A 26,987-nucleotide genomic window follows, 5' to 3' on the forward strand; every position below is an offset into this window, starting at 1 on the left:
TTGATAAATATAAAATTACCTAAAATACAGTGCGTAAAGAATCGCCTTAAATGATGACGATCTCTTACAGGTCTTGTAAGAGATCTCTCACAAAGTGTTGGGTGCTGTGGATTACAGAACAGGATTAAGGGCGTTGAGGAAACTCGCAAGCGAAGGGGAAAGGGTCGTTCGTTTACGGGTCCCGAGCGTTTCTTTAATTACTTCACCGCTCATATTACAGACCGCAATGACGTCCAGCTCGCTGTCCAGCGTGGCGATAAACAGCGTAGGCGACAGCTTCAAACGCTTTTGTACCAGCAAATGACCAATCAGATTTTCCTGTACCCGTTGAAAATCATCCGGGCTCCAGGTTTGCAGCAGCGTCATGGTTTCATCGGCAAAACGCGCCTGCATGTCACCAGCAAACTGAGTGGTATAATAAGCATGAAGCGGCTGTTGTACCACAATCTCCAGCGCGCGTTCAACCGCATTAATATTGCGTTCTAAAGAAAACGGCTGCGGCTGCCAGAATACGCCGTCATCGTCCGTGGCGCTAATACAGGGTGACGGAATGCCGTAAAGATCTTCGCTACGCGGCAGGTTGGAATACTGCTGCTGCCACGCGTCGCAATAACGTTGGGTAAATGCTTGTAGCGCTTCTGCGGTTTGATAGTCCACCGGTTTCTCTCTTCACGTTAGACAGGATACACTTGGCATATAGTGTAACCGCTTTAACTATGGTGAAACATGTCTTCTTACGATAACCATCAGGCGCTGGCTGGCCTGACGCTCGGTAAATCAACCGATTACCGCGATACTTACGACGCCAGCCTGCTTCAGGGCGTCCCGCGCAGCCTGAACCGCGATCCGCTGGGCCTGCACGCCAACAATCTGCCGTTTCACGGTGCCGATATCTGGACGCTTTACGAGCTCTCCTGGTTGAATGCCAAAGGCCTGCCGCAGGTCGCCGTGGGCCACGTAGAGCTCAGCGACACGACCGTGAATCTGGTGGAGTCAAAAAGCTTTAAGCTCTATCTCAACAGCTTTAACCAGACTCGTTTCGCCGGCTGGCAGGAGGTCGAAGCGACGCTGGCGCGCGATCTCAGCGCCTGCGCCGAAGGGCAGGTAAAAGTGTCGCTGTATCGCCTTGATGAACTCGAAGGCCAGCCGGTAGCCCATCTGCACGGCACCTGCATCGACGAGCAGGATATTGAAATCGATAACTACCAGTTCAGCGCCGATTACCTGCAGAACGCCGCTTCCGGCAAAGTTGTCGAAGAGACGCTGGTCAGCCATTTACTGAAGTCTAACTGCTTGATTACCCACCAGCCTGACTGGGGCTCAGTACAAATCCAGTATCGCGGGGCGAAAATCGATCGTGAGAAACTGCTGCGCTATCTGGTGTCATTCCGCCATCACAACGAGTTCCACGAGCAGTGCGTAGAGCGCATCTTTAACGATATTCAACGTTTCTGCCAGCCGGAAGCCCTTTCCGTCTATGCGCGCTACACGCGCCGCGGCGGTCTGGACATCAACCCGTGGCGCAGCAACACCGATTTTGTTCCGGCTATCGGTCGCCTCGCCCGTCAATAGTAAACATTTTCACAATTTGCGTGCGTTAACCCGCGCGCAAGGTTGTGAAAACGCCGTCAGCAGGGCTATTGTAATCACAGGAAGACGATAATCGTCCTGTAAGGAGTTCACTTGATTACACATGTTAGCCCGCTTGGTTCAATGGAAATGCTGTCGCAGCTGGAAGTGGATATGCTTAAACGCACCGCCAGCAGTGACCTGTATCAACTCTTTCGCAACTGCTCGCTTGCTGTGCTCAACTCAGGAAGCCTGACCGATAACAGCAAAGAGCTCCTGTCTCGTTTTGAAAACTTCGATATTAACGTGCTGCGCCGCGAACGCGGCGTGAAGCTGGAACTGATCAACCCGCCGGAAGACGCTTTCGTTGACGGGCGAATCATCCGTTCCCTGCAGGCCAACCTGTTTGCCGTACTGCGCGATATTCTGTTCGTCTACGGCCAGATCCACAACACCGTTCGCTTCCCGAATCTCGATCTGGAAAGTTCGGTGCATATCACCAACCTGGTCTTCTCCATTTTGCGCAACGCCCGTGCCCTGCACGTGGGTGAAGCGCCAAATATGATTGTCTGCTGGGGCGGCCACTCGATTAACGAAAACGAATATCTGTACGCTCGCCGCGTCGGCAATCAGCTGGGTCTGCGCGAGCTGAATATCTGCACCGGCTGCGGACCGGGCGCGATGGAAGCACCAATGAAAGGCGCCGCCGTCGGCCATGCGCAGCAACGTTACAGAGACAGCCGCTTTATCGGTATGACCGAGCCGTCAATTATCGCCGCCGAGCCGCCGAACCCGCTGGTGAACGAACTCATCATCATGCCGGATATCGAAAAACGCCTTGAAGCGTTCGTGCGTATCGCTCACGGCATCATCATCTTCCCCGGCGGCGTGGGGACGGCGGAAGAGCTGCTTTATCTGCTGGGTATTTTGATGCACCCGTCGAACAAGTCTCAGGTTTTACCGCTGATCCTCACCGGGCCAAAAGAGAGCGCCGATTATTTCCGCGTGCTGGATGAGTTTATCGTACATACCCTGGGCGAATCCGCCCGCCGCCACTATCGTATTATCGTCGACGATGCCGCAGAAGTCGCTCGGCAGATGAAAAAAGCGATGCCGATGGTAAAAGAGAGCCGCCGCGAAACCGGAGACGCGTACAGCTTTAACTGGTCGATGCGCATTGCCCCGGATCTGCAACTGCCGTTCGATCCTACCCATGAAAATATGGCCAACCTTAAGCTCTATCCGGACCAGCCGGTGGAAGTGCTGGCGGCGGATCTCCGTCGCGCCTTCTCCGGCATCGTTGCCGGCAACGTCAAAGAGGTTGGTATCCAGGCTATTGAGAAATTTGGTCCATATAAAATTCACGGCGATCCGGCGATGATGCGCCGTATGGATGACCTGCTGCAGGGCTTTGTGGCTCAGCATCGTATGAAGCTGCCGGGCGGCAGCGCCTACATCCCCTGCTACGAAATCTGTTCCTGAGTGTTTTTCTCCCGGACAGCGGCTAACGCCTTGTCCGGGCTACCGGCACGCAGATGGCGGAAAACCGCCTGGCGCGAGCCGGGAAGAAGCAAGTCACCTCACTCATCCTGTACACCAGCCCTGCTCCCTCCCCCAGCAATCCGCCTGCATATTTTCCAATAAACTCCATTCCTTTCTGAAACTTTTGCAATTTTTTTACATAGCCAATCGTTTGCGTTTCCAAAAACAGCAATAAATATCACCATAAAAAATAGATTTAAGGGTAAAAACGTCGAGAACATCGCATTTTTACAGTAAAAACCTCGTTATTACGCCAAGACACTATTCTGTCATATGCTGAAAATGATAGCCTCCGCGCAACAAATCTCTGGCTGACAGCCATATACAGGCTGTTGGGCTAAAAATGCTCACATTAAAAGTGGATTATTGCATTTGAGATCATGATCACTGATGCATTCACTTTATAAATGTATCTTCCCGCACCAATTGTTACGGAGAAAATGTCTAAAAAACCGTACACAAACGAATTTCATATTATTTAGTCGTTTTTATTTAATAGATTTTGTTGCTTCCTCCAGGAGATACAGATGGAAACCACTCAAACCAGCACCATCGTTTCGGATGCTACCCGTAGCGGTTGGCGTAAGACGGACACCATGTGGATGCTGGGCCTGTACGGCACGGCTATCGGCGCCGGCGTACTGTTCCTGCCAATCAACGCCGGTGTTGGCGGTATGATCCCGCTGATTATTATGGCGATTCTGGCCTTCCCGATGACTTTCTTCGCTCACCGTGGAATGACCCGCTTCGTGCTGTCCGGTAAGAATCCGGGCGAAGATATCACCGAAGTGGTAGAAGAGCACTTCGGCGTCGGCGCAGGTAAGCTGATTACGCTGCTCTACTTCTTCGCCATCTACCCGATTCTGTTGGTATACAGCGTGGCGATTACCAACACCGTCGAAAGCTTCATGGCGCACCAGCTGCACATAACGCCGCCGCCGCGTGCGATTCTTTCCCTGATTCTGATTGTCGGCATGATGACCATCGTGCGCTTCGGCGAGCAGATGATTGTAAAAGCGATGAGCGTGCTGGTATTCCCGTTTGTTATCGCTCTGATGATTCTGGCTCTGTACCTTATCCCGCAGTGGAACGGCGCGGCGCTGGAAACCTTGTCTCTGAGCAGCGCGACTGCGACCGGTAACGGCCTGTGGATGACCCTGTGGCTGGCAATTCCGGTGATGGTGTTCTCCTTCAACCACTCGCCGATCATCTCCTCTTTCGCCGTGGCGAAACGTGAAGAGTACGGCGAAGGCGCAGAGAAAAAATGCTCCAGCATTCTGGCCCGCGCGCACATCATGATGGTGCTGACCGTCATGTTCTTCGTCTTCAGCTGCGTACTGAGCCTCTCTCCGGCGGACCTGGCGGCGGCAAAAGAGCAGAACATTTCGATTCTGTCCTACCTGGCTAACCACTTTAATGCGCCAATCATCGCCTGGATGGCGCCGATTATTGCGATGATCGCCATCACCAAATCCTTCCTCGGCCACTATCTGGGCGCCCGTGAAGGCTTTAACGGCATGGTGATTAAATCCCTGCGCGGTAAAGGTAAGTCTATCGAAATCAACAAGCTGAACAAAATCACCGCGCTGTTCATGCTGGTTACTACCTGGATTGTGGCGACCCTGAACCCAAGCATCCTTGGGATGATCGAAACCCTGGGCGGCCCGATCATCGCAATGATTCTGTTCCTGATGCCGATGTACGCGATTCAGAAAGTCCCGGCCATGCGCAAATATAGCGGCCACATCAGCAACGTTTTCGTGGTGATTATGGGCCTGATAGCTATCTCCGCAATTTTCTACTCTCTGTTTAGCTAATATCCCCCGCGCCGCTTAACCGCGGCGCACTTTTCGACAGCACTGGATGCATCATGATCAGCGTATTCGATATTTTTAAAATCGGCATTGGCCCTTCCAGCTCCCACACCGTTGGACCGATGAAAGCGGGCAAACAATTCACGGACGATCTTATTGAACGCGGGCTGCTTTCCGAGGTAACTAAAGTCGTCGTCGATGTCTACGGCTCCCTTTCCCTGACCGGTAAAGGCCACCATACAGATATCGCGATTATTATGGGCCTCGCGGGCAATCTGCCGGATACCGTCGACATCGACGCGATTCCCGGCTTTATCCAGGACGTCAACACCCATGGCCGCCTGATGCTGGCGAACGGTCAGCGCGAAGTAGAATTCCCGGTCGATCGGTGCATGAATTTCCATGCCGACAACCTGTCGCTGCACGAGAACGGCATGCGCATCACCGCTTTGGGCGGCGAGAAGGTTCTCTACAGCCAGACTTACTACTCCATCGGCGGCGGTTTTATCGTCGATGAAGACAATTTCGGCGTAACCAACGAAGCGCCGGCCGCCGTCCCTTATCCGTACAAAAACGCCGCCGATCTGCAGCGCCACTGTCGCGAAAGCGGACTATCGCTTTCAGGCCTGATGATGCAAAACGAGCTGGCGCTGCACAGTAAAGAAGAGCTGGAACAGCACTTTGCCGCGGTCTGGGAAGTGATGAGCAGCGGCATTGAACGCGGTATCACCACCGAAGGCGTGCTGCCGGGCAAACTGCGCGTTCCGCGTCGCGCCGCCGCGCTGCGTCGCATGCTGGTAAGCCAGGACAACACCAGCAGCGACCCGATGGCGGTCGTTGACTGGATTAACATGTTCGCCCTGGCGGTTAACGAAGAGAACGCCGCCGGCGGACGCGTGGTGACCGCACCGACCAACGGCGCCTGCGGCATCGTGCCCGCGGTGCTGGCCTACTACGACAAGTTCATCCGTAAAGTGAACGCCAACTCGCTGGCGCGCTATATGCTGGTCGCCAGCGCCATTGGCTCACTTTATAAGATGAACGCTTCGATTTCCGGCGCCGAAGTGGGCTGCCAGGGCGAAGTCGGCGTAGCCTGCTCAATGGCGGCAGCCGGTCTGGCTGAACTGCTGGGCGGCAGTCCGGGTCAGGTGTGCATTGCGGCGGAAATCGGCATGGAGCATAACCTCGGCCTCACCTGCGATCCGGTCGCCGGTCAGGTGCAGGTACCGTGCATCGAGCGTAACGCTATCGCCGCGGTTAAAGCAGTCAACGCCGCACGTATGGCGCTGCGCCGCACCAGCGAGCCGCGGGTTTGCCTCGATAAGGTCATCGAGACCATGTACGAAACGGGCAAAGATATGAACGCCAAATATCGCGAAACTTCACGCGGCGGCCTGGCGATGAAGATTGTCGCCTGCGATTAACCTTATCTCCCGGTATGTTATGGCATACTGGGCTCCCTGCCCTCACCGTCATCCTTCATTTATGTTATATAAATGATAATTTAGTTATTTCTTAGTTATAAAGACGATTTGTTACCTTACGGAAAACCGCCTAAGGAGAACGAATCATGTACCGATTATCCCGTCCTGCGCTGCTGCTATTGCTTGCCGGCTTATCCGCTTCCACGCTGGCGAAAACGCCGGAAACCGTCAATATCGGCTATCAAAAAGCCAATATCTTCGCGCTGCTGAAATATCGCGGCACCCTTGATGAAAGCTTTAAAAAGCAGGGTATCGCCGTGCGCTGGATAGAATTTCCCGCCGGACCGCAGATGCTGGAGGGGCTGAACGTGGGTAGCATCGACCTCGCCGCCACCGGCGACGCGCCGCCGGCCTTTGCCCAGGCAGCGCAGGCGGACCTGGTCTATCTGGCCCACTCGCCGGCGAATCCAAAAACCGAGGCCATCGTGGTGGCGGAAAACTCGGCGATTAAAAGCGTCGCCGACCTTAAGGGCAAACGCGTGGGCTTAAACAAAGGCTCCGACGTGAACTACCTGCTGGTAACCGCGCTGGAGAAAGCCGGGCTGAGCTATAAAGATATCACTCCGGTCTATCTACCCCCTGCCGACGCCCGCGCCGCTTTCCAGCGTGGAGCAATTGACGCGTGGGTTATCTGGGATCCTTTCCTTGCAGAAGTGGAAACCAATGCCAAAGCCCGACAGATTCGCAATGCCGAAGGTCTGGTGCCGCACTACACCTTCTACCTGGCAAGCCGCAAATTTGCTGATGCTTATCCGGACACCGCGAAGCAGGTGGTTGATGAGCTGGCTAAACTGAGTGAATGGGCCAACGGCCATCAGGACGATGCCGCCGGAATTCTTTCCACGTCAACCGGGCTGGATAAGGCTATCTGGCTGAAGACGCTGGCGCGCCTGCCCTACGGCGCCGAGCGGATGACGCCAGCGGTCTATAACGAGCAGCAGGCGCTGGCGGATACTTTCACCCGTATCGGCCTGCTGCCGGTGAAAGTCGATGTGCGCAGCGCGACCTGGTCGCTGGATAAGCAGTAATATAGTTTGCCATCCCCGGCCAGCAGACGGCGGTGGACCTGTAGCCCGGACAGGCGCGTCAAGCGCCGCCTCCGGGAAAAACCTACCGCCCCACAGTTCCCCCCTCACCCTTCGGGGAGAGGGGGACCGGCAAAATTAACTTACTTTCTCTTTACTCCCGACCGCCAGCTGCGCGCCGTGGCGATAGCCTGCGCCCGGATGCGGCGCAGCCAGCCGCGGTCCGGCGCCGAACAGCTTCTCGCGCAGGGTTCCCTCGCGATACTCCTGTTTAAACACGCCGCGCTTTTGCAGCTCAGGAATGAGTAAATCCACCACGTCGCGGAAGGTTTCGTGGGTCACCGCATAGGCGAGGTTAAAACCATCGACGTCGGTCTCTTCGACCCAGGACTGCAGCTCATCGGCGACCGTTTGCGGGCTGCCAACCACCAGCGGCCCGAAGCCGCCGATCCCCGCCCAGTCCGCCAGCTTCTGCACGGTCCACTGGCTGTTCGGATCCGCGGTGGAAAACGCCTCTACCATCGACTGAATCGCGTTGGTATGCAGATACTCCAGCACCTGATCCGGCTGATACTGACCAAGATCGATACCGGTCCAGCCAGAGAGCAGCGCCAGCGCCCCTTCGTAGCTGACGTACGGTTTATACTCCTGCCATTTAGCCTGCGCTTGGCGATCGGTTTCGCCAACAATCACCGTCTGCATGTTAAAGATCAGGATACTGCGCGGATCGCGCCCGGCCTCTTCGGCGCGACGGCGAATATCCGCCACCGTCTTTTTCAGCAGGACTTTCGACGGTGCGCCAACAAATACGCACTCCGCGTGCCCCGCGGCGAACTGCTTGCCGCGGCTGGAGGCGCCCGCCTGATAGAGCACCGGCGTACGCTGCGGCGACGGTTCGCAGAGGTGGATCCCCGGCACCGAAAAGAAGTTGCCCTGATGGTTAATCGGGTGAATTTTTCGCGGATCGCTGAAGATCTTGCGCTCCCTGTCGCGCAGCACCGCACCGTCTTCCCAGCTGCCTTCCAGCAGCTTATAGACCACTTCCAGATATTCATCGGCGTAGTCGTAACGGGCGTCATGGTCGGTCTGCGCTTTCTGGCCAATATTACGCGCTCCGCTTTCCAGATAGGAGGTCACGATATTCCACCCGACGCGCCCCTTCGTCAGATGGTCGAGGGTCGACAGACGGCGGGCGAACGGATAGGGATGCTCAAAGGAGAGCGAAGCGGTCAGGCCAAATCCCAGATGCTCCGTCACCAGCGCCATCGGCGTAATCAGCGCCAACGGATCGTTGACCGGCACCTGCGCTGCCTGGCGGATCGCCGCATCGCCGTTGCCGTTCAGCACGTCGTAGACCCCAAGCACGTCGGCGATAAACAGTCCGTCAAACTTGCCGCGCTCCAGCAGACGCGCCAGGTCGACCCAATACTCAAGATCTTTATACTGCCACGAGCGGTCGCGCGGATGGGCCCACAGCCCCGGCGACTGGTGGCCGACGCAGTTCATATCAAAAGCATTCAGACGAATTTCACGTTGTGATGACATAGCACTCTCCACGGCGCGCCCCGCCGTCGGGACGCGCGCATAATCAGTTAAGGGAATCGGGGGATAAAAGGCGTTCAGAACGCCGGACATCGGGCGGCTTGTTTAATACCCAGCGTCAGCAGCGCTTCAGCGGCCACGATGGCGGCATGGTCAGCCACCTGCGGCAGCCCCATCAGCTCTCCGAAGCGGGCCCGCGCGGCGGGGCCGGAAACCAACAGAGTGGGGTTGGCCTGCCCTTCACGATCGATCGCCCGCGAGCGGCAATCGACGTCGAGGCCGAGGCCAAACGCATCGGCGCGTATCAGCCCATCCTGGCTCAGCTGGCGCAACAGCGGCTGGCTGTCGGTCAGCGCTCCATGCGCCGGGCCGGTGGTTAAAATAAAATGATCAACGCTCACCCGCTGCGATTCACCGCTGCGCGGTGACAGGGTTAACGTCAGCTTTTGCGCATCGCCTTCCAGCGCCGTCAGCCTGGCCGCCAGAATTTTCAGACTGCCGTCGAACTGACGCTGTTCAAGTACCCCGGCTACCTGCGGAGCGATACGGTAGCGGTGAACGTCCCAGTAGCTGCGCAAATGACGCAGGAAGCGCTGGCGATCGGCAACCGTCAGCGCCTGCCAGATGCTTTGCCCCTGATTGCGCACCGCGTCCAGCACCACCTGCCAGGCCTCCCCCTGCTCCGCCGCGCGCCTGATATCCAGACGGATTTGCCGCAGCCGCTGGCGCAGCGATCCGCGATCGTATTCGCCAGGCCAGGGTTCACTATTACCACTCAGGTTGCTGCGGGACAGCAGTCCGCGGCGTGAAAATGCGCTTATCGGCCCCCGATGGCCCAATCGCGTCAGAGTCGCAACGGTATCCGCCATCGTCAGACCGGTGCCCATAACCGCCACGCTGGCCTCCGGCGCGATATTCTCCAGAACACCGGCCATCCAGGGATTGGCGATAAGCGCCGGATGGGTCGCAAACGGTGTCGCGAGCGCTGGCAAAGAGGGCGGCGGATGGCTGATTGCCAGCACCAGCAGATTGGCCGATAGTCGACGACCGCTGTCGGTGATAACTTCGCCATCTTTAAAGCTCAGCGCCTGCTCGCGTAAATGCGTCAGTCTCCCGGCGCTGGCTCGCGCCTCCTCGGCGAAACGCTGGGCGACGTAGCGACCAAACTGGCCGCGCTGCGGATAGACCGCTCCGTCTTCCAGTAGAGCCTGCGGATCATCAGCAAAAGCAGGCTGGCTGCGGTACCAGCGATCGAATGCCCCCTCCTCCTCTCCAGCAAGCTGCATCCGCGCGGCGGGAACGTTGATCCGATGGCTCGGTTCAGTGGTGGAGTAGGCCACGCCCGCGCCGGGAACCTCGCGCGGCTCCAGCAGCGTTACCCGCACGCCAGCCGGCGCCAGACGCAGGAGATGAATAGCCACCGCCGCGCCGCTAAATCCGCCGCCAACAATCACCACATGAGGTTCAGTTTGCATACATTTGACCTTCCCTCAGCTTGCGCTGACCTGTTTCACCGGACGCTTATCGCCGCCGATGGTTTCACCGAATGGGCCGGTATTCACGCTACGCGCCTTCGGCTGCTCATGGCCCGCCAGCGGCAGTAGCGGCATCACCAGGTCGGCGAAGCGATGAGCCTCTTCCAGATGCGGGTAACCGGAGAAAATAAAGTTGGTGATGCCGAGCGCCTGATATTCACGAATGCGTTCTGCCACCTGCTGCGGATTGCCGACCAGCGCCGTCCCGGCTCCGCCGCGCACCAGCCCTACGCCTGCCCACAGGTTCGGCGCAATGCGCAGATTTTCCCGCGATCCTTTATGCAGCGCGCTCATTCGCGACTGCCCGGTGGAATCCATGCGGGCAAAAATTTTCTGCGCCTGGGCGATAGTTTCGTCGTCGAGATGAGAAATCAAACGATCGGCCGCAGCCCACGCCTCTTCTTCAGTTTCGCGCACAATCACGTGCAGACGAATCCCGTACTGCAGCGTACGTCCCCTGGCGGCGGCACGCTCGCGCACTACCGCCAGTTTTTCAGCCACCAGCGCCGGCGGTTCACCCCAGGTCAGATAGGTGTCGATTTGATCGGCGGCGACGTCGATAGCCTCCTCAGAAGAACCGCCAAAATAGAGCGGCGGGCCGTTTTCCTGTACCGGTGGAAACAGTACTTCCGCGCCTTCTACGTGAATATGCTCGCCATGATAATCCACCTTTTCGCCTTTCAGCAGGCGCGAGTAGACGTCGAGAAATTCGCGGGTCACCTGATAGCGTTCGCCGTGGCTGAGGAAAATGCCGTCGCCTTTGTTTTCCACCGGATCGCCGCCGGTAACGACGTTAATCAGCAGCCGACCGCCCGACAGACGATCGAGCGTCGCCGCCATTCTCGCCGCCAGCGTCGGCGGCTGCAGACCGGGACGGACGGCCACCAGATAGCGCAGACGGCGGGTCAGCGGCGCCAGCGCCGAGGCCACCAGCCAGGAGTCTTCGCAGCTTTTCCCGGTAGGGATCAGCACGCCGTAGTAGCCGAGGCTGTCGGCCGCCAGCGCTACCTGCTGCAGGTAAGGCAGATCAACCGGGCGTCCGCCCTCGGCGGTGCCCAGATAGCGGCCATCGCCGTGGGTGGGCAGGAACCAGAACACATTGATTTTATCGTCGGCTTTTTTCGTCATTATCGATTTCCTATATAACCATATCCGATATTTATCGAAGAGATGTTTTAATTTGGTTATATGAGTGTTAGCGATAATCATGCCAAGAGTGAATGAAAAATTAATAAAATAAATTCAGTAAGTTAGATAAAACGATCTTTAAGACTGCTGTTGCAAATGCGGCAGCCAATGCGCCCGACCTGCGGCTTTTGCAACAGCGCGTCGGGTTAGCCCTCTGGTTTCCATCTCCGCCACAGGATAAGTTCAGGGCATCAAATACCGGAGGTCACCCATGCTGAATCCTGAATATCCATCCACTACGCCCACGCTGATCGACCCGGCGTCGAAAGCGTTTCAGAGTCTGCTGGATAAACTGGCCCCTACCGAAGCTACGGTGCTGATCGTTGGTGAAACCGGCACCGGGAAAGAGGTCGTCGCCCGCTATCTGCATCACCATAGCCCGCGCCGCCATCGACCGTTTCTTGCCGTCAACTGCGGCGCGCTCAGCGAAAGCCTGGCGGAAGCGGAGCTCTTCGGCCATGAAAAAGGCGCGTTTACCGGCGCGGTACAAAGCCATCCCGGCTGGTTCGAAGCTGCGGAAGGCGGCACGCTGCTGCTCGATGAAATCGGCGAGCTTAGCCTGCCGCTCCAGGTCAAACTGCTACGCGTCCTGCAGGAGCGCGAAATCACCCGCGTCGGCTCACGTAAAGCCATCAAGGTAAACGTACGGGTTATCGCTGCCACCCACGTGGACCTGATGCAGGCTATCCGCGAGCGTCGTTTCCGTGAAGATCTCTACTACCGGCTGAATATCGCCATCGTGCCGCTGCCGCCGCTGCGCCAGCGCCGCCAGGATATTCCCGTCCTGGCAGACCATTTTCTCTCGCTTTATGCCCGTCGGTTGGGCCGCCCGGTTCGCCGTCTGGCTCCGGAAACCCTGGCAAAGCTGATGGATTACCCCTGGCCGGGCAATATCCGCGAGCTGGAGAACACCCTGCATAATGCGGTCTTGCTGAGTAAAGAAGAGGAAATTAGCCCCGCCCAGCTGCGGCTGACTACCCTGAACAACGAGCCCTCGGCAATCAGCGATAACGAACTGGATGATTTTATTCGTCGTCAGCTTTCTCTGCCTGGCGAGCCGCTGTGGGAACGGGTTACCGGAGCGTTGATACGCGGCGCGATGGCCTACAGCGACGATAATCAAAGCCAGGCCGCAGCGCTGCTCGGTATTAGCCGCCATACGCTACGCACGCAGCTGGCAAATTTTGGCATCATTAAAAGCCGTCGTCGGCTGGAACCTGTCTACAGCCCGGCGGTAACCAGCGTCTCCCGTGACCGGGAGCTGCGTATTGGCTTCCAGCGCTTCGGCAATCTTGGCATCCTCAAAGCGCGGCAAAGCCTCGAGAAAGCCTTTGCCAGCCGCGGCGTCAGCGTACTGTGGAGCGAGTTCCCCGCCGGGCCGCAGCTGCTGCACGCGCTGGCCTGCGATGAGATCGATTTTGGCACTACCGGCGAAGCACCGCCGGTTTTCGCTCAGGCCAATAACAACGAGCTGGTGTATGTCGCCTGGGAGCCGCCTGCGCCACAAAGCGTGGCGATGGTCGTCCCGCAGCACAGCGATATTCACACCGTTGCCGACCTGCGCGGCAAACGTATTGCGTTGAATAAAGGCTCTAACGTCCACTGGCTGTTGCTGCATATTCTGGAAGAGGCGGGGTTGGGATTGAATGACGTTAAAGTGGTCTACATTCCGCCGAAGTATCCGCTGACCGCCAGCGATTACCTCGCGGTGGATGCCTGGATGATGTGGGATCCGCTGCTCAGCGATGCGGAATTAAGCGGCGAATTACGGATAGTCGCCAGCGGCGAAGGGCGCGTTAACAACCATCAGTTCTATCTGTCACGCCGCAACTACGCCAACCGCAATAGCGATATTATGCAGCGCCTGTTGGCAGAACTGACGCAGACCGGGCAGTTTATCGACCTGCATCGGGAGGAGGCGGCGAGACTGCTTTCCGCCGAGCTGGGACTTAACGCCGCGGCGCTGACGCGGGCCTTATCGCGCCGCAGCCATCGCCCGCGTCCGATGGATCTCAAAGTCATTCGCGCCCAGCAAAGCATCTCCGATCGTTTTTACGCGCTGGGGCTCATTCACAAACCGGTTTCGGTGCGGGAAGCCGTCTGGTATGGCGAAGCCACCAATAGCGAGCCCGGACTGCTGATGCACGTTGATTAGCCGGAAACTGCGAGCCATCTTCCTGATTTCTCAGGCGACAATAGCCTCATTCGCGCGGCGATGTTACCCTGAAAGGCACTGGAATAAGCGCCTGTTTATGAGGATATCCGTGGCCGTTCATCTGTTAATCGTCGATGCACTTAATCTGATTCGCCGCATCCACGCGGTGCAGGGGTCACCCTGCGTCGACACCTGCCTGCATGCGCTTGAGCAGCTGGTGATTCATAGCCAGCCGACCCACGTCGTAGCGGTATTTGATGATGAAGACCGCGGTCACGGCTGGCGACATCAGCGCCTGCCCGATTACAAAGCCGGGCGCGCGCCGATGCCGGAAATGCTCGAAGCGGAAATGCCTGCGCTACGAGCGGCCTTTGAACAGCGCGGATTTCGCTGCTGGGCAATTCCCGGTAGCGAAGCCGACGACCTTGCCGCCACCCTGGCGGTAAAGGTAGCGCAGGCCGGGCATCAGGCAACCATCGTTTCAACCGACAAAGGCTATTGCCAGCTGCTGTCGCCAACTATCCGCATCCGCGACTATTTCCAGAAGCGCTGGCTTGACGCGCCGTTTATCGCCAAAGAGTTCGGCGTGACGCCGGAGCAGCTGCCCGACTACTGGGGGCTGGCGGGCATCAGCAGCTCCAAAGTTCCCGGCGTGGCGGGGATTGGGCCAAAAAGCGCCGCCCAGCTGTTAAACGATTTTCAGGATCTGGAAGGGATCTACGCGCGGCTGGCAGACGTGCCGGAGAAGTGGCGCAAGAAGCTGGAGGAGCATAAAGAGATGGCCTTCACCTGCCGGGAAATCGCGCGTCTGCAAACCGATTTACAGCTGGACGGTAACCTGCAGCAGCTGCGGCTGTCCCGGTAGCGCCGGGCCGCGGTGCGCGCGGCTTCCCGGAGGCGATGCTGCGCATCTTTCCGGGCTACCGGATCGCAGACGGTGACGCACCTGTAACCCCGGTAAGGCGCCAGCCGCCACCGGGGGGATAACCGAAGCCGCATGGGATCTGTTGCCCGGAAGCAGCCAGCAGAAGCCTTCGCTTACGGCATCACTCTTCAATACGTAATCCGTAGGTTTTGAATTTCTCCAGCACGATGGCGATGGCCTCGTCATCGAGAACCGGCACCGGATCGACAATCGCCAGGGTGCTGAGATAGAGCTGCGCCAGCACTTCGACTTCATGCGCCAGCCACAGGGCTTTCTCCAGGTTCTCTTCACAGGCGATCAGGCCATGGTGCTGCAACAGCGTCGCTTTGCGGTTTTTCAGCGCCACCGCCACATATTCAGACAGCTCGCGGGTACCGAACGTGGCGTACGGCGCGCAGGGGATCGAGTTGCCCCCCGCCGCCGCAATCATATAGTGAATGGCGGGAATGGGACGATTGAGGATCGACACCGCCGTACAGTGAACCGCGTGATTATGCACCACCGCGTGAGCATCAAGGCGCGTCTGATAGGCCGCCATATGAAAACGCCACTCGCTGGACGGCAGCTTGCCCTGCTCATGCTGACCTTTAGCATCAATATAAACAATATGTGCCTCCGTCAGCTTTTCGTAAGGAATGCCCGTTGGCGTGATCAGCATTCCTCCTTGATAACGCACGCTCACGTTGCCTGCGGTTCCCTGATTTAACCCCAGGCGGGTCATCTCCAGGCAGGTCTCAATAATCTGCCTGGCCAGTCTGTTTCGTTCCATTCTTTACCTCTCTTTATGATGCGCAATACGACAGCAGGCCGTTCGCCGGATGTAGCGCAGCGACGCTGTTGAATAACTCAAATAATTACTCACCATCATCATCCCGAATAATCAGAAAGGAATTTACACCCGCCGGTTCTGTGATACCTCTCACTTATTTCCGTATAAAAAAAACCGTTCGTTGATTTTTAGCTTCTGAAAAATGCCCGTTCTTACTAATAGATTTAAAAACGGGCATTTTGCTGATAATTTTAACAACTGCCCGTTTTCCACATAATAAAATAAATCGGTCATCTATTCTGTGGGTTTTAGAATTAAATTTCTCAAACGGTCATATTTTTCTGATTATTAAAGTGATGATAATCACATAAAACCATAGAGTGGATGCTAAGTGTGACCGCCATCATATTAAAAGACTTTTTTAATTTGAAAATGAATTCATGAGTTCATTCCGTGATGTTTATTTCACTGTTTATGTTGCCGCGTGGACTCACCTGACTCCTGCGGTCGGGTGGGTATACCCGACTGCTGAACACGCTTCTGAACCAATGAGGATGCTATGGGAAACACGACAATACAAACGCAAAGTTTTCGTGCGGTAGAGACAGGGCAAAGCAAGCGCTACATTATTCCCTTCGCCCTGCTGTGCTCGCTATTTTTTCTCTGGGCAGTGGCTAATAACCTCAACGATATTTTATTACCACAATTTCAACAAGCCTTTACCCTGACTAACTTTCAGGCCGGACTGATTCAATCGGCATTTTATTTCGGCTATTTCGTCATTCCTGTTCCGGCCGGAATTTTGATGAAAAAATTAAGTTATAAAGCTGGCATTATTACCGGACTATTCTTATATGCATTTGGCGCTGCGCTATTCTGGCCAGCCGCAGAGATCATGAATTACACCTTATTCCTGATCGGCCTGTTTATTATTGCCGCAGGCTTAGGGTGTTTAGAAACCGCGGCGAATCCTTTTGTTACGGTGTTAGGGCCAGAAAGCGGCGGACACTTCCGTCTTAATCTGGCGCAAACATTTAACTCTTTTGGCGCCATTATTGCCGTAGTTTTTGGGCAAAGCCTTATTTTGTCTAACGTGCCGCATCACTCGCAGGACGTGCTCGATAAAATGGCCCCGGAGCAGCTCAGCGCCTATAAACACAGCCTGGTGCTATCGGTGCAGACCCCTTACATGATCATCGTCGCGATTGTCCTGCTGGTCGCGCTGTTGATTATGTTAACCAAATTCCCGGCCCTGCAAAGCGACGAACATAGTGACGCCAATCAGGGTTCATTCTCGGCTTCCCTTGCTCGCCTGATACGGATTCGCCACTGGCGCTGGGCGGTGCTGGCGCAGTTCTGCTACGTCGGCGCGCAAACCGCCTGCTGGAGCTATCTGATTCGCTACGCTATCGAAGAGATCCCCGGCATGACGCCCGGTTTCGCCGCCAACTATCTGACCGGAACTATGGTGTGCTTCTTTATCGGCCGCTTCTCCGGTACCTGGCTCATCAGCCGCTTCGCGCCGCATAAAGTGCTGGCAGCCTATGCCCTGCTCTCCATGCTCCTGTGCCTGATCTCGGCCGTCAGCGGCGGCCACGTTGGTCTGCTGGCGCTGACCCTGTGCAGCGCATTTATGTCGATTCAGTATCCAACCATCTTCTCGCTGGGCATCAAAAACCTGGGACAGGACACCAAATACGGCTCCTCTTTTATCGTCATGACCATTATTGGCGGCGGGATCGTCACCCCGGTGATGGGTTTTGTCAGCGACGCCGCTGGCAACATTCCCACCGCGGAGCTGGTTCCGGCGCTGTGCTTTGCCGTGATTTTCATCTTTGCCCGTTTCCGTTCGCAAACGGCAGCTAACTAAACATTTATCCGAATAACGTGAGGGATCTGTAATGAAAAAAATCAGTTTACCGAAAATTGGCATTCGCCCGGTTATTGATGGACGCCGCATGGGGGTACGCGAGTCGCTGGAAGAGCAAACCATGAATATGGCCAAAGCCACCGCCGCGCTTATCAGCGAAAAACTACGCCACGCCTGCGGCGCGCAGATTGAGTGCGTGATCGCCGATAGCTGTATCGCGGGGATGGCCGAATCCGCAGCCTGCGAGGAGAAATTCAGCGGCCAGAACGTTGGCGTCACCATTACCGTCACTCCGTGCTGGTGCTACGGCAGCGAAACTATCGATATGGACCCGCTGCGCCCGAAAGCCATCTGGGGTTTTAACGGCACCGAACGCCCCGGTGCGGTTTATCTTGCGGCAGCGCTGGCCGCCCACAGCCAGAAGGGGATCCCGGCGTTCTCCATCTATGGTCACGACGTGCAGGATGCCGACGACACCTCCATTCCGCCTGATGTCGAAGAAAAACTGCTGCGCTTCGCGCGCGCTGGCTTAGCGGTCGCCAGCATGAAGGGCAAAAGCTATCTTTCCGTCGGCGGTGTGTCGATGGGGATCGCCGGTTCTATCGTCGATCACAACTTCTTCGAATCCTGGCTCGGTATGAAGGTGCAGGCGGTGGATATGACCGAACTGCGTCGCCGCATCGACCAGAAAATCTATGACGAAACCGAGCTGGAAATGGCGCTGGCGTGGGCGGATAAAACCTTCCGCTACGGCGAGGACCAGAACGCGCAGCAGTATAAACGCAATGCCGAACAGAGCAGCGCGGTGCTGAAAGAGAGCCTGCTGATGGCGATGTGCATTCGCGACATGATGCAGGGTAACAAGAAGCTGGCGGAAAAAGGTCTGGTTGAAGAGTCTCTGGGCTACAACGCCATTGCCGCTGGCTTCCAGGGACAGCGCCACTGGACCGATCAATACCCTAACGGCGATACCGCCGAAGCCCTGCTCAACAGCTCTTTTGACTGGAACGGCGTACGCGAACCTTTTGTCGTCGCCACCGAAAACGACAGCCTCAACGGCGTGGCGATGCTGATGGGCCACCAGCTGACCGGCACCGCCCAGGTGTTTGCCGACGTGCGCACCTACTGGTCGCCGGAAGCGGTAGAACGCGTCACCGGCCAACCGCTGACCGGGCTGGCGGAGCACGGCATTATTCACCTGATCAACTCCGGTTCGGCGGCGCTGGATGGTTCCTGTAAACAGCGCGATGCCGAAGGAAAACCAACCATGAAACCGCACTGGGAAATCAGCCAGCAGGAGGCCGACGCCTGCATGGCAGCCACCGAATGGTGCCCGGCGATTCATGAATACTTCCGCGGCGGCGGCTTCTCTTCCCGCTTCCTGACCGAAGGCGGCGTGCCGTTTACCATGACCCGGGTGAATATCATTAAAGGCCTTGGCCCGGTTCTGCAAATCGCCGAAGGCTGGAGCGTGGAGCTGCCGAAAGAGATGCATGGCCAGCTTGATGCCCGCACCAACTCCACCTGGCCCACCACCTGGTTTGCGCCGCGCCTGACCGGCAAGGGCCCGTTCTCCGACGTCTACTCGGTGATGGCCAACTGGGGCGCTAACCACGGCGTACTGACCATCGGTCACGTGGGCGCCGACTTTATCACCCTGGCGTCTATGCTGCGTATTCCGGTGTGCATGCATAACGTGGAGGAGGGGAAAATTTACCGCCCGTCCAGCTGGGCTGCTCACGGGATGGATAGCGAAGGCCAGGATTACCGCGCCTGCCAGAACTACGGCCCGCTGTATAAACGTTAATGCGGCTTTGCCCGGTGGCGCAGACCCTGTAAGCCTGCGCCATCCGGCGACGTTTATGGAGTTATTTATGAAGAATGAAGTCATCCTCGTTCTCGACTGCGGCGCCACCAACGTCAGGGCGATAGCCGTTGACCGCCAGGGGAAAATTATTGCCCGCGCCGCAACGGCCAACGCCAGCGATATCGCCGTGGAGAACCGCGCCTGGCACCAGTGGTCGCTGGAAGCCATCCTGCAGCGCTTCGAGCAATGCTGTCGGCAGATTCGCAAGGAACTCTCATCCTGCACGGTTCGCGGCATCACGGTCACCACCTTTGGCGTGGACGGCGCGCTGGTGGATGAACAGGGTCAGCTGCTCTACCCGATCATCAGCTGGAAATGTCCGCGTACCGCAGCGGTGATGGAAAATATCGGCCACTTTATGCCCGCCCGGCAGCTTCAGCAGATCTCCGGCGTCGGCGCATTTGCCTTCAACACGTTGTATAAGCTGATATGGCTGAAGGAGAACCACCCGCAGCTGCTGGAGCAGGCTCATGCCTGGCTGTTTATTTCCTCGCTGATCAACCAGCGTCTGACCGGCGAATTCACCACCGATATCACCATGGCGGGCACCAGCCAGCTGCTGGATATTCATCAGCGGGATTTTAGTGAGCAGATTTTACAGGCGACCGGATTGCCGCGCCGCCTGTTTCCCCGGCTCGTTGAGGCGGGCCAGCAAATAGGCATCCTGCAAAGCGATGCCGCGAAGATGCTGGGATTACCCGACGGAATTCCGGTGATCTCCGCCGGTCACGATACCCAGTTCGCGCTGTTTGGCGCCGGCGCAGAGCAGGATGAACCGGTGCTCTCATCCGGCACCTGGGAAATCCTGATGGTACGCAGCGCCCGGGTAAATACGCCGCTGCTCGGCCACTATGCAGGCTCGACCTGCGAGCTGGATAGCCAGCCGGGGCGGTATAACCCAGGCATGCAGTGGCTGGCCTCCGGCGTGCTGGAATGGGTACGCCAGCTGCTGTGGACGTCGGAAACCCCGTGGCAAACGCTGATTGAAGAAGCGCGCGTTATTCCCGCCGGCGCTCAGGGCGTGAAAATGCAGTGCGATCTGCTCTCCTGTCAAAACGCGGGCTGGCAGGGCGTCACGCTGAATACCACCCGTGGTCACTTCTACCGCGCCGCGCTCGAGGGGTTAAGCGAACAGCTTGCGCGCAACCTGCAAACGCTACAAAAAATCGGCCATTTCAACGCCAGCGAACTGCTGCTGGTTGGCGGCGGTAGCCGCAACGCGCTGTGGAATCAGATCAAAGCCAATGCGCTCGATATTCCGGTCAAAGTGCTGGATGACGCCGAAACCACCGTAGCCGGCGCCGCCATGTTCGGCTGGTACGGCGTCGGTGAATTTCGCTCTCCGGAGCAGGCCAGAGCGCAGGTGAGCTATCAGTATCGTTATTTCTATCCGCAAACGGAACCCGAACTGATTGAAGGAGTTTGAGATGCTAAAAACGATTTCCCCGCTAATCTCCCCGGCGCTTCTCAAGGTGCTGGCGGAAATGGGGCACGGAGATGAGATCGTCTTTTCCGACGCCCACTTTCCGGCGCACAGCATGGGGCCACAGGTCATTCGCGCCGACGGATTACTGGTGAGCGAGCTGCTGCAGGCGATTATTCCCCTTTTCGAATTAGACAGCTACGCGCCGCCGCTGGTAATGATGGCCGCCGTGGAAGGCGACACCCTGGACCCGCAGGTCGAAGCGCGCTATCGCGAGGCGCTTTCCGGCCCCGCGCCCTGCCCGGAGATCCTGCGCATTGACCGCTTTGCTTTCTACGAGCGGGCGCAAAAAGCCTTTGCGATCGTTATCACAGGTGAGCGCGCTAAGTACGGGAATATTCTTTTAAAAAAAGGAGTAACGCCGTAATCTCATGCCGCAGCGCCCGTCTGATGCGGGCGCTCAGCGAACGCCGGGGTGAGAAAAATGAAAGCGGCACGACAGCAAGCGATACTAGATCTGCTCATTAACCATAACAGCCTGACCACCGAAACCTTATCGCTACAGCTTAACGTCAGCAGAGAAACCATACGCCGCGATCTTAGCGAGCTTCAGTCTCAGGGAAAGGTGCTGCGTAACCACGGGCGGGCAAAAGTCATTCACCGGCAAAGCCGGGACAGCGGCGATCCTTTTCATATCCGTCTGAAAAGCCACTACGCGCACAAAGCGGATATCGCCCGCGAAGCTCTTGCGTGGATAGAAGAAGGGATGGTTATCGCCCTTGATGCCAGCTCAACCTGCTGGTATCTGGCCCGCCAGCTGCCCGATATCGACCTGCACGTCTTTACTAACAGCCAGCCGATTTGTCAGGAGCTAAGCAAGCGCGAGAATATTCAGCTCACCTGCTCCGGCGGCACGCTCCAGCGTAAATACGGCTGCTACGTCAGCGCGTCGCTCATCTCGCAGCTCAAAACGCTGGAGATCGATCTGTTCATTTTTTCCTGCGAAGGTATCGACAGCGACGGCGCGCTCTGGGACTCAAATACGATGAACGCCGAGTTTAAATCGCTGCTGCTGAAGCGGGCTTCTCAATCATTATTACTGATCGATAAGAGCAAGTTTAATCGTTCAGGGGAGGCGCGGATCGGCCATCTGGACGATGTGACGAATATTGTATCGGACGTATCGCAGTCGTAACGGCTATTGCAGCGCCGGATAGCGGCTTAACACTTTATCCGGCCTGCAAATGTTACCAAACTAGCGTTCGTCGCGGCGACCGCCGACGGCAGCCCACAGGCGACGAACGTGAACCGTCACCTCTTCGCGATCGTGATACAGCTGGCGCGCCTGGATTTGTGCGTTGATACCGTGCTCATCCAGCTGTTCCTGAATATAGGCAAGATTGCGCGACAGCTCTTCATAGCGCTTTTTCATCGGTAGCTTCAGGTTAAAGATGGTTTCACGGCACCAGCCGTTCACCAGCCACTGCGCCATCAGCGCCGCCACTTTAGCCGGTTTCTCCACCATATCGCACACCATCCACGAGATGTTGTTGCGCGTTGGGCGGTACTTGAAGCCATCTTCGCGCAGCCAGGTTACCTGTCCGGTATCCATCAGGCTTTGCGCCATTGGGCCGTTATCCACCGAGGAAACCCACATATTGCGTTTCACCAGCTGATAGGTCCAGCCGCCGGGGCAGGCACCGAGATCTACCGCGTACATACCGTTTGCCAGCCGCTCGTCCCACTCATCCGCCGGAATAAAAACGTGAAACGCCTCTTCCAGCTTCAAAGTCGAACGGCTCGGCGCATCGGCCGGGAACTTGAGGCGCGGAATGCCCATATAGAACGGCGAGTTGTTGTTAGACAATGAATAGCCGGTGTAGCAGCAGCCGGGAGCGATAAAGAACACATGAACTACCGGGCGTTTTGTCGTTTCATAGCTGGTCAGCACGCCCGCTTCGCGCAGCGCCGCGCGCAGCGGTACCGTAAACTTCCGGCAAAACTTCATCAGCTCTTTGCTTTCGTTGGTATCCGCTACTTCCACGCGCAGTTCGCCGCCCTTCTCCACCACACCCTGCAGCATACCGACAATCGGGGAAATCCGGTCTTCCGGCGGCAGGTCGCGCAGCAGTTCGCCGACCACAAACATCTGGCGGGCAAACACCAGCGAACTGAACGGCAGTTCGCGCACCAGCTTTTCGCCATCTTCAGCCTGATAGCACTCAAAAATCACATAGCCGGAGTCGTCTTTGACTCGGGCAAAACCAAACACCTCAAGGCGCGAGGCCTTATCGGTAATTTCTGCTGCGCACTCTTTCTCAAAACCAGGGCGACAATAGAGGACAACTTTATTCATGAACAACGCCCTTACGTTTCAGACGAATTGCACCAATTAGCATTAATATCCAACCGGCGAGGAAACAGACGCCCCCGACCGGCGTAACGAACGCCCACAGGCGTAAATGCGACAGCGCCAGACAATAGAGGCTGCCGCTAAAAAGAACGGTACCAAGCGCCATAAAGACGCTGCTCCAGTAAAACCAGATGCTGATGCGGCGCTGCATCGCCACCGCCAGGCCGAAAATCGCCAGCGTATGGAAAGCCTGATACTGCAGGCCGGTGTGGATCCAACCCATTTCCGCAACGCCCATCGTTTTACTTAAAACGTGCGCGCCGAACGCGCCAAGAGCTACAAAGATAAAACCGCTTATCGCGGCGAATATCAGCATAAAACGGCTGGTCATGTGATTACCCTACAGTGATTTATTGTTCATAACGAAAGCGAAATTTTTCTTGTTCATTAGCTGCTTTTGCCAGAATCCACTGGCGGAAGGCGGCTATTTTACCCAGTTCTGCCTGACTGTCATGACAAACGAGATAAAACGCATTCTTACTGACCAGAACATCATTAAACGGGCAGACCAAACGGCCTGCCTCAATCTCGGACTGCGCCATGACATTGTTGGCCAGAGCGACCCCCTGTCCATGGATTGCGGCCTGCAGCACCATCGCGCTGTGGCTGAAAATAGGTCCCTGTTGAACATTAATATGGTTTAGACCCAACTGACGGGTATAAGTTTGCCAGTCGCGGCGGGAAGCATCGTGCAGCAGGGTATGTTGCGCCAGATCGGCAGGCGTTTTCAACGCATTATCGCCGGTGAGCAACAGCGGCGAACAAACCGGCAGCAAATATTCGGCGTACAGTTTTTCCACCCGCAGCCCCGGCCAGTTGCCGCGACCGTAAAAAATCGCCACGTCAACATCGTCGGCCAGCTTATCTTCCTGACGGTCCACCGCCTGGATTCTGACATCAATTCCCGGATAAGCTGAGTTAAAGCTTGTGAGTCTCGGCACCAGCCACTGAATGGCAAAACTGGGGAGCATGCTGACGGTTAAGGCCCCTTTTGCGCTTCGGGCCTGCAGTTTACGGGTAGCCTCGGTGAGCTGCGAAAAAATCTCTTTAATATCCTGAAAATAGCTTTGCCCCTCTTCGGTTAAAAGAAGAGAACGATTGCGTCGACGGAACAGCTTGAGGCCGAGGAAATCCTCCAGGGACTTGATTTGATGGCTGACTGCGGCCTGTGTCACAAAAAGCTCATCGGCGGCGCGAGTGAAGCTGAGATGACGTGCGGCTGCATCAAAAACACGTAATGCATTCAGAGGTGGCAAACGCTTGGACATAGTTATTCTGGCTTAGATGTTAAGTCAATTTAACAAATAGGAAACAATAGTTAACCTATTAGTTTTTTTAATCTGAGCTATTATAATTTGTCCGTTGAGCTTCTACCAGCAAATACCTATAGTGGCGGCACTTCCTGAGCCGGAACGAAGAGCTTTTTTTGGAATGCGTGTTCCAACAAGCTTTTGGCTTACGGTTGTGATGTTGTGTTGTTGTGTTTGCAATTGGTCCGGGTTTGCGGACCATGGTAGCTCAGCTACCCCTTTTCACTTCCTGTACATTTACCCTGTCTGTCCATAGTGATTTAATGTAGCACCGCACTGCGCGGTGCTTTTTTTTGCCTGTGATACCCGTCATACTTCAAGTTGCATGTGCGTTGGCTACGTTCGTTCACCCCAGTCACTTACTCGAGTAAGCTCCTGGGAATTCGCTCACTTGCCATCTTCCTGCAACTCGAATTATTTAGGGTATATACGCTAATTACTTATCCAGCTCGCCCAGCTGTTTTACGTCAGAACGGTTAATCTGCTGCTTATTGCCCCAGGCATCTTTGTACGAAATCATTCCGGTATCATTATCCGTTTGCGGTTTACCATCGGTCACAATGGTGCGGCCATCGTTGGTATGCATTACGTAGTTAGAGGAGCAGGCGCTCAGGCCGAAGGTCAGCACACAGGCGGAAATAATGGCGGCAGTCTTATTCATTTTCATCTTTCTCTCCTTACGACTATTTATACTGTTTATGATTCATTCATCACCAGGTTAAAACGCAAACCCAACACTATTCAGCATAACCATCTTTTACACCCCCAAAGCCACATTCAGAAAATTCTACTCGTCAGCAGAAACCTTGTATCACCAGCCGATTTGCGCCACGATCCTGGTATCGATACGAGGAATCTCATGAACGCATTCAATCCCGTCCAATTTCGCGCCCAGTTTCCGGCGCTGGCCGACGCCGGCGTCTATCTTGATAGCGCAGCGACGACGCTCAAGCCGCTGGCGGTTATTGCGGCCAGCGACCAGTTTTATCGCCTCAGCGCCGGCAACGTCCACCGTAGCCAGTTCGCCGCCGCCCGGCTGCTGACGGAACGCTATGAAAGCGCGCGAGCGCGCGTGGCGGCCCTGCTCAATGCCCCTTCCGACAAAGATATCGTCTGGACGCGCGGTACCACCGAAGCCATTAACATGGTGGCGCAGAGCTACGTTCGCCCGCGGCTGAAGCCGGGCGACGAGATTATCGTCAGCGAAGCGGAGCATCATGCCAACCTGGTTCCATGGCTCATTCTCGCGCAGCAAACCGGCGCGCAGGTGGTAAAACTACCGCTTGCCAGCAATCGTCTGCCGGACGTGGCCGCTCTGGGCGCGTTCATCACGCCGCGTAGCCGGGTACTGGCGCTTGGTCAGATGTCCAACGTCACCGGCGGCTGTCCGGATCTGGCGCTGGCGATTCGTCAGGCCCACGCTGCCGGAATGGTGGTGGTGGTCGACGGCGCGCAGGGGGCGGTGCATTTCCCGGCGGACGTACAGGCGCTGGATATCGACTTTTATGCTTTTTCGGGCCATAAGCTCTACGGGCCCACCGGCATCGGCGCGCTGTACGGAAAAAGCGAACTGCTGGCAGAAATGTCGCCGTGGCTCGGCGGTGGAAAAATGATTACTGAAGTCACTTTCGACGGCTTCAAAACCCAGCCTGCCCCCTGGCGCTTCGAGGCCGGTACACCAAATATCGCTGGGGTGATTGGCCTGAGCGCGGCGCTGGAATGGCTGGAAGAGACGGATATCGCGCAGGCGGAAAACTGGAGCCGCAGTCTGGCAACGCTGGCGGAAGAGGAACTGGCGAAACGCCCTGGCTTCCGCTCCTTCCGCTGCCAGGACTCCAGCCTGTTGGCGTTTGACTTTGACGGCGTTCACCACAGCGATATGGTGACGCTGCTGGCGGAATCAGGGATCGCGCTACGCGCGGGCCAGCACTGCGCCCAGCCGCTGCTGGCGGCGCTGGGCGTCAGCGGCACCCTGCGGGCTTCCTTCGCGCCTTATAATACGCAAGACGATGTTTACGCGCTGGTGCACGCCGTTGACCGCGCTCTGCAAATACTGGTGGATTAATGACGACTTCTCATCCTTTTGCTACTCGCATCACCGAAGAGACCCTACGCCAGACGTTTACTCCGCTCAGCCAGTGGGAAGATAAATACCGCCAGCTGATTTTATTGGGTAAGCAGCTTCCTGCGCTGCCTGATGACCTGAAAGCGCAGGCCAAAGAGATTACCGGATGTGAAAACCGGGTCTGGCTGGGATATTGCGTTGATGATAATGGCAAGCTGCATTTCTTCGGCGATAGCGAAGGCCGTATCGTGCGCGGCATGCTGGCGGTGCTGTTGACCGCCGTTGAAGGCAAAAGCGCTGATGAACTGCTGGCGCAGGATCCGCTGAAGCTGTTTGATGAGTTAGGACTGCGCGGCCAGCTGAGCGCCTCGCGCAGCCAGGGACTCAGCGCCCTGAGTGCGGCGGTGCTCGCCGCCGCCCGCGCGGTTGAGGTTTAAGCGGAGCTCGATGCGCCTTGCCCGGCTACAGGTTCGTGCGGTTTTGTAGCCCGG

The 26,987-nt window shown here is 56.7% G+C and carries 23 protein-coding genes; 14 read left to right on the top strand and 9 right to left on the bottom strand.

The features are described 5' to 3' along the window. Positions 1 to 111: 111 nt before the first annotated feature. The gene (syd, locus tag GJ746_RS20065) at positions 112 to 657 is read right to left on the bottom strand and encodes a SecY-interacting protein (RefSeq protein ID WP_154681766.1); all 546 of its coding nucleotides are present in this window, start codon (positions 655 to 657) and stop codon (positions 112 to 114) included. A gap of 69 nt (positions 658 to 726) precedes the next feature. Between syd and queF the strand changes: the two genes are divergently transcribed. The 5 genes from queF to GJ746_RS20090 all read left to right on the top strand — a co-directional run bounded on the left by queF (position 727) and on the right by GJ746_RS20090 (position 7,437). Continuing rightward, positions 727 to 1,572, top strand: a complete 846-nt coding sequence (gene queF, locus GJ746_RS20070; RefSeq protein ID WP_154681767.1) for an NADPH-dependent 7-cyano-7-deazaguanine reductase QueF — start codon at positions 727 to 729, stop codon at positions 1,570 to 1,572. Between the two features lie 111 nt (positions 1,573 to 1,683). Beyond that, positions 1,684 to 3,051: a nucleotide 5'-monophosphate nucleosidase PpnN gene (gene ppnN / locus GJ746_RS20075; RefSeq protein ID WP_154681768.1), complete on the top strand. Its 1,368-nt coding sequence runs from the start codon at positions 1,684 to 1,686 to the stop codon at positions 3,049 to 3,051. Positions 3,052 to 3,638: 587 nt separating this feature from the next. Then, positions 3,639 to 4,928 carry an HAAAP family serine/threonine permease gene (locus GJ746_RS20080; RefSeq protein ID WP_154681769.1) on the top strand — a complete coding sequence of 430 codons (1,290 nt, stop codon included), beginning with the start codon at positions 3,639 to 3,641 and terminating at the stop codon, positions 4,926 to 4,928. 53 nt (positions 4,929 to 4,981) lie between these two features. Continuing rightward, the gene (locus tag GJ746_RS20085; protein ID WP_154681770.1) at positions 4,982 to 6,349 is read left to right on the top strand and encodes an L-serine ammonia-lyase; all 1,368 of its coding nucleotides are present in this window, start codon (positions 4,982 to 4,984) and stop codon (positions 6,347 to 6,349) included. A gap of 146 nt (positions 6,350 to 6,495) precedes the next feature. Beyond that, positions 6,496 to 7,437: an aliphatic sulfonate ABC transporter substrate-binding protein gene (locus GJ746_RS20090; protein WP_154681771.1), complete on the top strand. Its 942-nt coding sequence runs from the start codon at positions 6,496 to 6,498 to the stop codon at positions 7,435 to 7,437. A 135-nt stretch (positions 7,438 to 7,572) separates the two neighbouring features. Here GJ746_RS20090 and GJ746_RS20095 read toward each other — a convergent pair whose 3' ends face one another. The 3 genes from GJ746_RS20095 to ssuD form a co-directional block, all read right to left on the bottom strand. Then, positions 7,573 to 8,979, bottom strand: a complete 1,407-nt coding sequence (locus GJ746_RS20095) for an LLM class flavin-dependent oxidoreductase (RefSeq protein WP_154681772.1) — start codon at positions 8,977 to 8,979, stop codon at positions 7,573 to 7,575. Positions 8,980 to 9,053: 74 nt separating this feature from the next. Beyond that, on the bottom strand, positions 9,054 to 10,451 hold the full coding sequence (locus GJ746_RS20100; protein WP_154681773.1) for an FAD/NAD(P)-binding protein: 1,398 nt from the start codon (positions 10,449 to 10,451) through the stop codon (positions 9,054 to 9,056). A 15-nt stretch (positions 10,452 to 10,466) separates the two neighbouring features. Beyond that, positions 10,467 to 11,639 carry an FMNH2-dependent alkanesulfonate monooxygenase gene (ssuD, locus tag GJ746_RS20105; protein WP_154681774.1) on the bottom strand — a complete coding sequence of 391 codons (1,173 nt, stop codon included), beginning with the start codon at positions 11,637 to 11,639 and terminating at the stop codon, positions 10,467 to 10,469. Positions 11,640 to 11,910: 271 nt separating this feature from the next. Here ssuD and GJ746_RS20110 point away from each other — a divergent pair, with 271 nt between their 5' ends. Continuing rightward, complete coding sequence (locus tag GJ746_RS20110; RefSeq protein WP_154681775.1) at positions 11,911 to 13,854, top strand: sigma-54-dependent Fis family transcriptional regulator; 1,944 nt, start codon at positions 11,911 to 11,913, stop codon at positions 13,852 to 13,854. A 109-nt stretch (positions 13,855 to 13,963) separates the two neighbouring features. Beyond that, positions 13,964 to 14,719 carry a flap endonuclease Xni gene (gene xni, locus GJ746_RS20115; RefSeq protein WP_154681776.1) on the top strand — a complete coding sequence of 252 codons (756 nt, stop codon included), beginning with the start codon at positions 13,964 to 13,966 and terminating at the stop codon, positions 14,717 to 14,719. A 181-nt stretch (positions 14,720 to 14,900) separates the two neighbouring features. Here the strand turns inward: xni and fucA are convergent, their stop codons facing one another. Next, positions 14,901 to 15,548, bottom strand: a complete 648-nt coding sequence (fucA, locus tag GJ746_RS20125) for an L-fuculose-phosphate aldolase (RefSeq protein ID WP_154681778.1) — start codon at positions 15,546 to 15,548, stop codon at positions 14,901 to 14,903. 559 nt (positions 15,549 to 16,107) lie between these two features. Between fucA and fucP the strand changes: the two genes are divergently transcribed. The 5 genes from fucP to fucR all read left to right on the top strand — a co-directional run bounded on the left by fucP (position 16,108) and on the right by fucR (position 21,903). After that, positions 16,108 to 17,418 carry an L-fucose:H+ symporter permease gene (gene fucP, locus GJ746_RS20130; protein WP_154681779.1) on the top strand — a complete coding sequence of 437 codons (1,311 nt, stop codon included), beginning with the start codon at positions 16,108 to 16,110 and terminating at the stop codon, positions 17,416 to 17,418. 31 nt (positions 17,419 to 17,449) lie between these two features. Then, positions 17,450 to 19,225 (top strand): L-fucose isomerase, encoded by a 1,776-nt coding sequence (fucI, locus tag GJ746_RS20135; protein WP_154681780.1) that lies wholly within the window; start codon positions 17,450 to 17,452, stop codon positions 19,223 to 19,225. Positions 19,226 to 19,292: 67 nt separating this feature from the next. Further along, positions 19,293 to 20,711, top strand: a complete 1,419-nt coding sequence (gene fucK, locus GJ746_RS20140) for an L-fuculokinase (protein ID WP_154681781.1) — start codon at positions 19,293 to 19,295, stop codon at positions 20,709 to 20,711. Between the two features lies 1 nt (position 20,712). Further along, positions 20,713 to 21,135 (top strand): L-fucose mutarotase, encoded by a 423-nt coding sequence (gene fucU, locus GJ746_RS20145; RefSeq protein ID WP_154681782.1) that lies wholly within the window; start codon positions 20,713 to 20,715, stop codon positions 21,133 to 21,135. Positions 21,136 to 21,192: 57 nt separating this feature from the next. Further along, a complete protein-coding gene (fucR, locus tag GJ746_RS20150; RefSeq protein WP_154681783.1) occupies positions 21,193 to 21,903 on the top strand; it encodes an L-fucose operon activator in 711 nt (236 codons plus the stop codon). A 60-nt stretch (positions 21,904 to 21,963) separates the two neighbouring features. Here fucR and rlmM read toward each other — a convergent pair whose 3' ends face one another. The 4 genes from rlmM to GJ746_RS20170 form a co-directional block, all read right to left on the bottom strand. Beyond that, positions 21,964 to 23,064, bottom strand: a complete 1,101-nt coding sequence (rlmM, locus tag GJ746_RS20155; protein ID WP_004114964.1) for a 23S rRNA (cytidine(2498)-2'-O)-methyltransferase RlmM — start codon at positions 23,062 to 23,064, stop codon at positions 21,964 to 21,966. Next, a complete protein-coding gene (locus GJ746_RS20160; RefSeq protein ID WP_004853688.1) occupies positions 23,057 to 23,452 on the bottom strand; it encodes a DUF423 domain-containing protein in 396 nt (131 codons plus the stop codon). Before GJ746_RS20160 ends, rlmM begins: the two co-directional genes overlap by 8 nt. Before the next feature lie 19 nt (positions 23,453 to 23,471). Continuing rightward, the gene (gcvA, locus tag GJ746_RS20165; RefSeq protein ID WP_154681784.1) at positions 23,472 to 24,389 is read right to left on the bottom strand and encodes a glycine cleavage system transcriptional regulator GcvA; all 918 of its coding nucleotides are present in this window, start codon (positions 24,387 to 24,389) and stop codon (positions 23,472 to 23,474) included. 478 nt (positions 24,390 to 24,867) lie between these two features. Beyond that, on the bottom strand, positions 24,868 to 25,092 hold the full coding sequence (locus GJ746_RS20170) for a YgdI/YgdR family lipoprotein (RefSeq protein ID WP_014226620.1): 225 nt from the start codon (positions 25,090 to 25,092) through the stop codon (positions 24,868 to 24,870). A gap of 198 nt (positions 25,093 to 25,290) precedes the next feature. Here GJ746_RS20170 and csdA point away from each other — a divergent pair, with 198 nt between their 5' ends. Both csdA and csdE read left to right on the top strand, forming a co-directional pair. Then, entirely contained in the window at positions 25,291 to 26,496 is a 1,206-nt protein-coding gene (gene csdA, locus GJ746_RS20175; RefSeq protein ID WP_154681785.1) for a cysteine desulfurase CsdA, read from the top strand. Continuing rightward, entirely contained in the window at positions 26,496 to 26,933 is a 438-nt protein-coding gene (gene csdE / locus GJ746_RS20180; RefSeq protein ID WP_154681786.1) for a cysteine desulfurase sulfur acceptor subunit CsdE, read from the top strand. Before csdA ends, csdE begins: the two co-directional genes overlap by 1 nt. Positions 26,934 to 26,987: the final 54 nt, after the last annotated feature.

This window comes from Klebsiella oxytoca, assembly GCF_009707385.1.
Lineage (GTDB): Bacteria > Pseudomonadota > Gammaproteobacteria > Enterobacterales > Enterobacteriaceae > Klebsiella > Klebsiella oxytoca_C.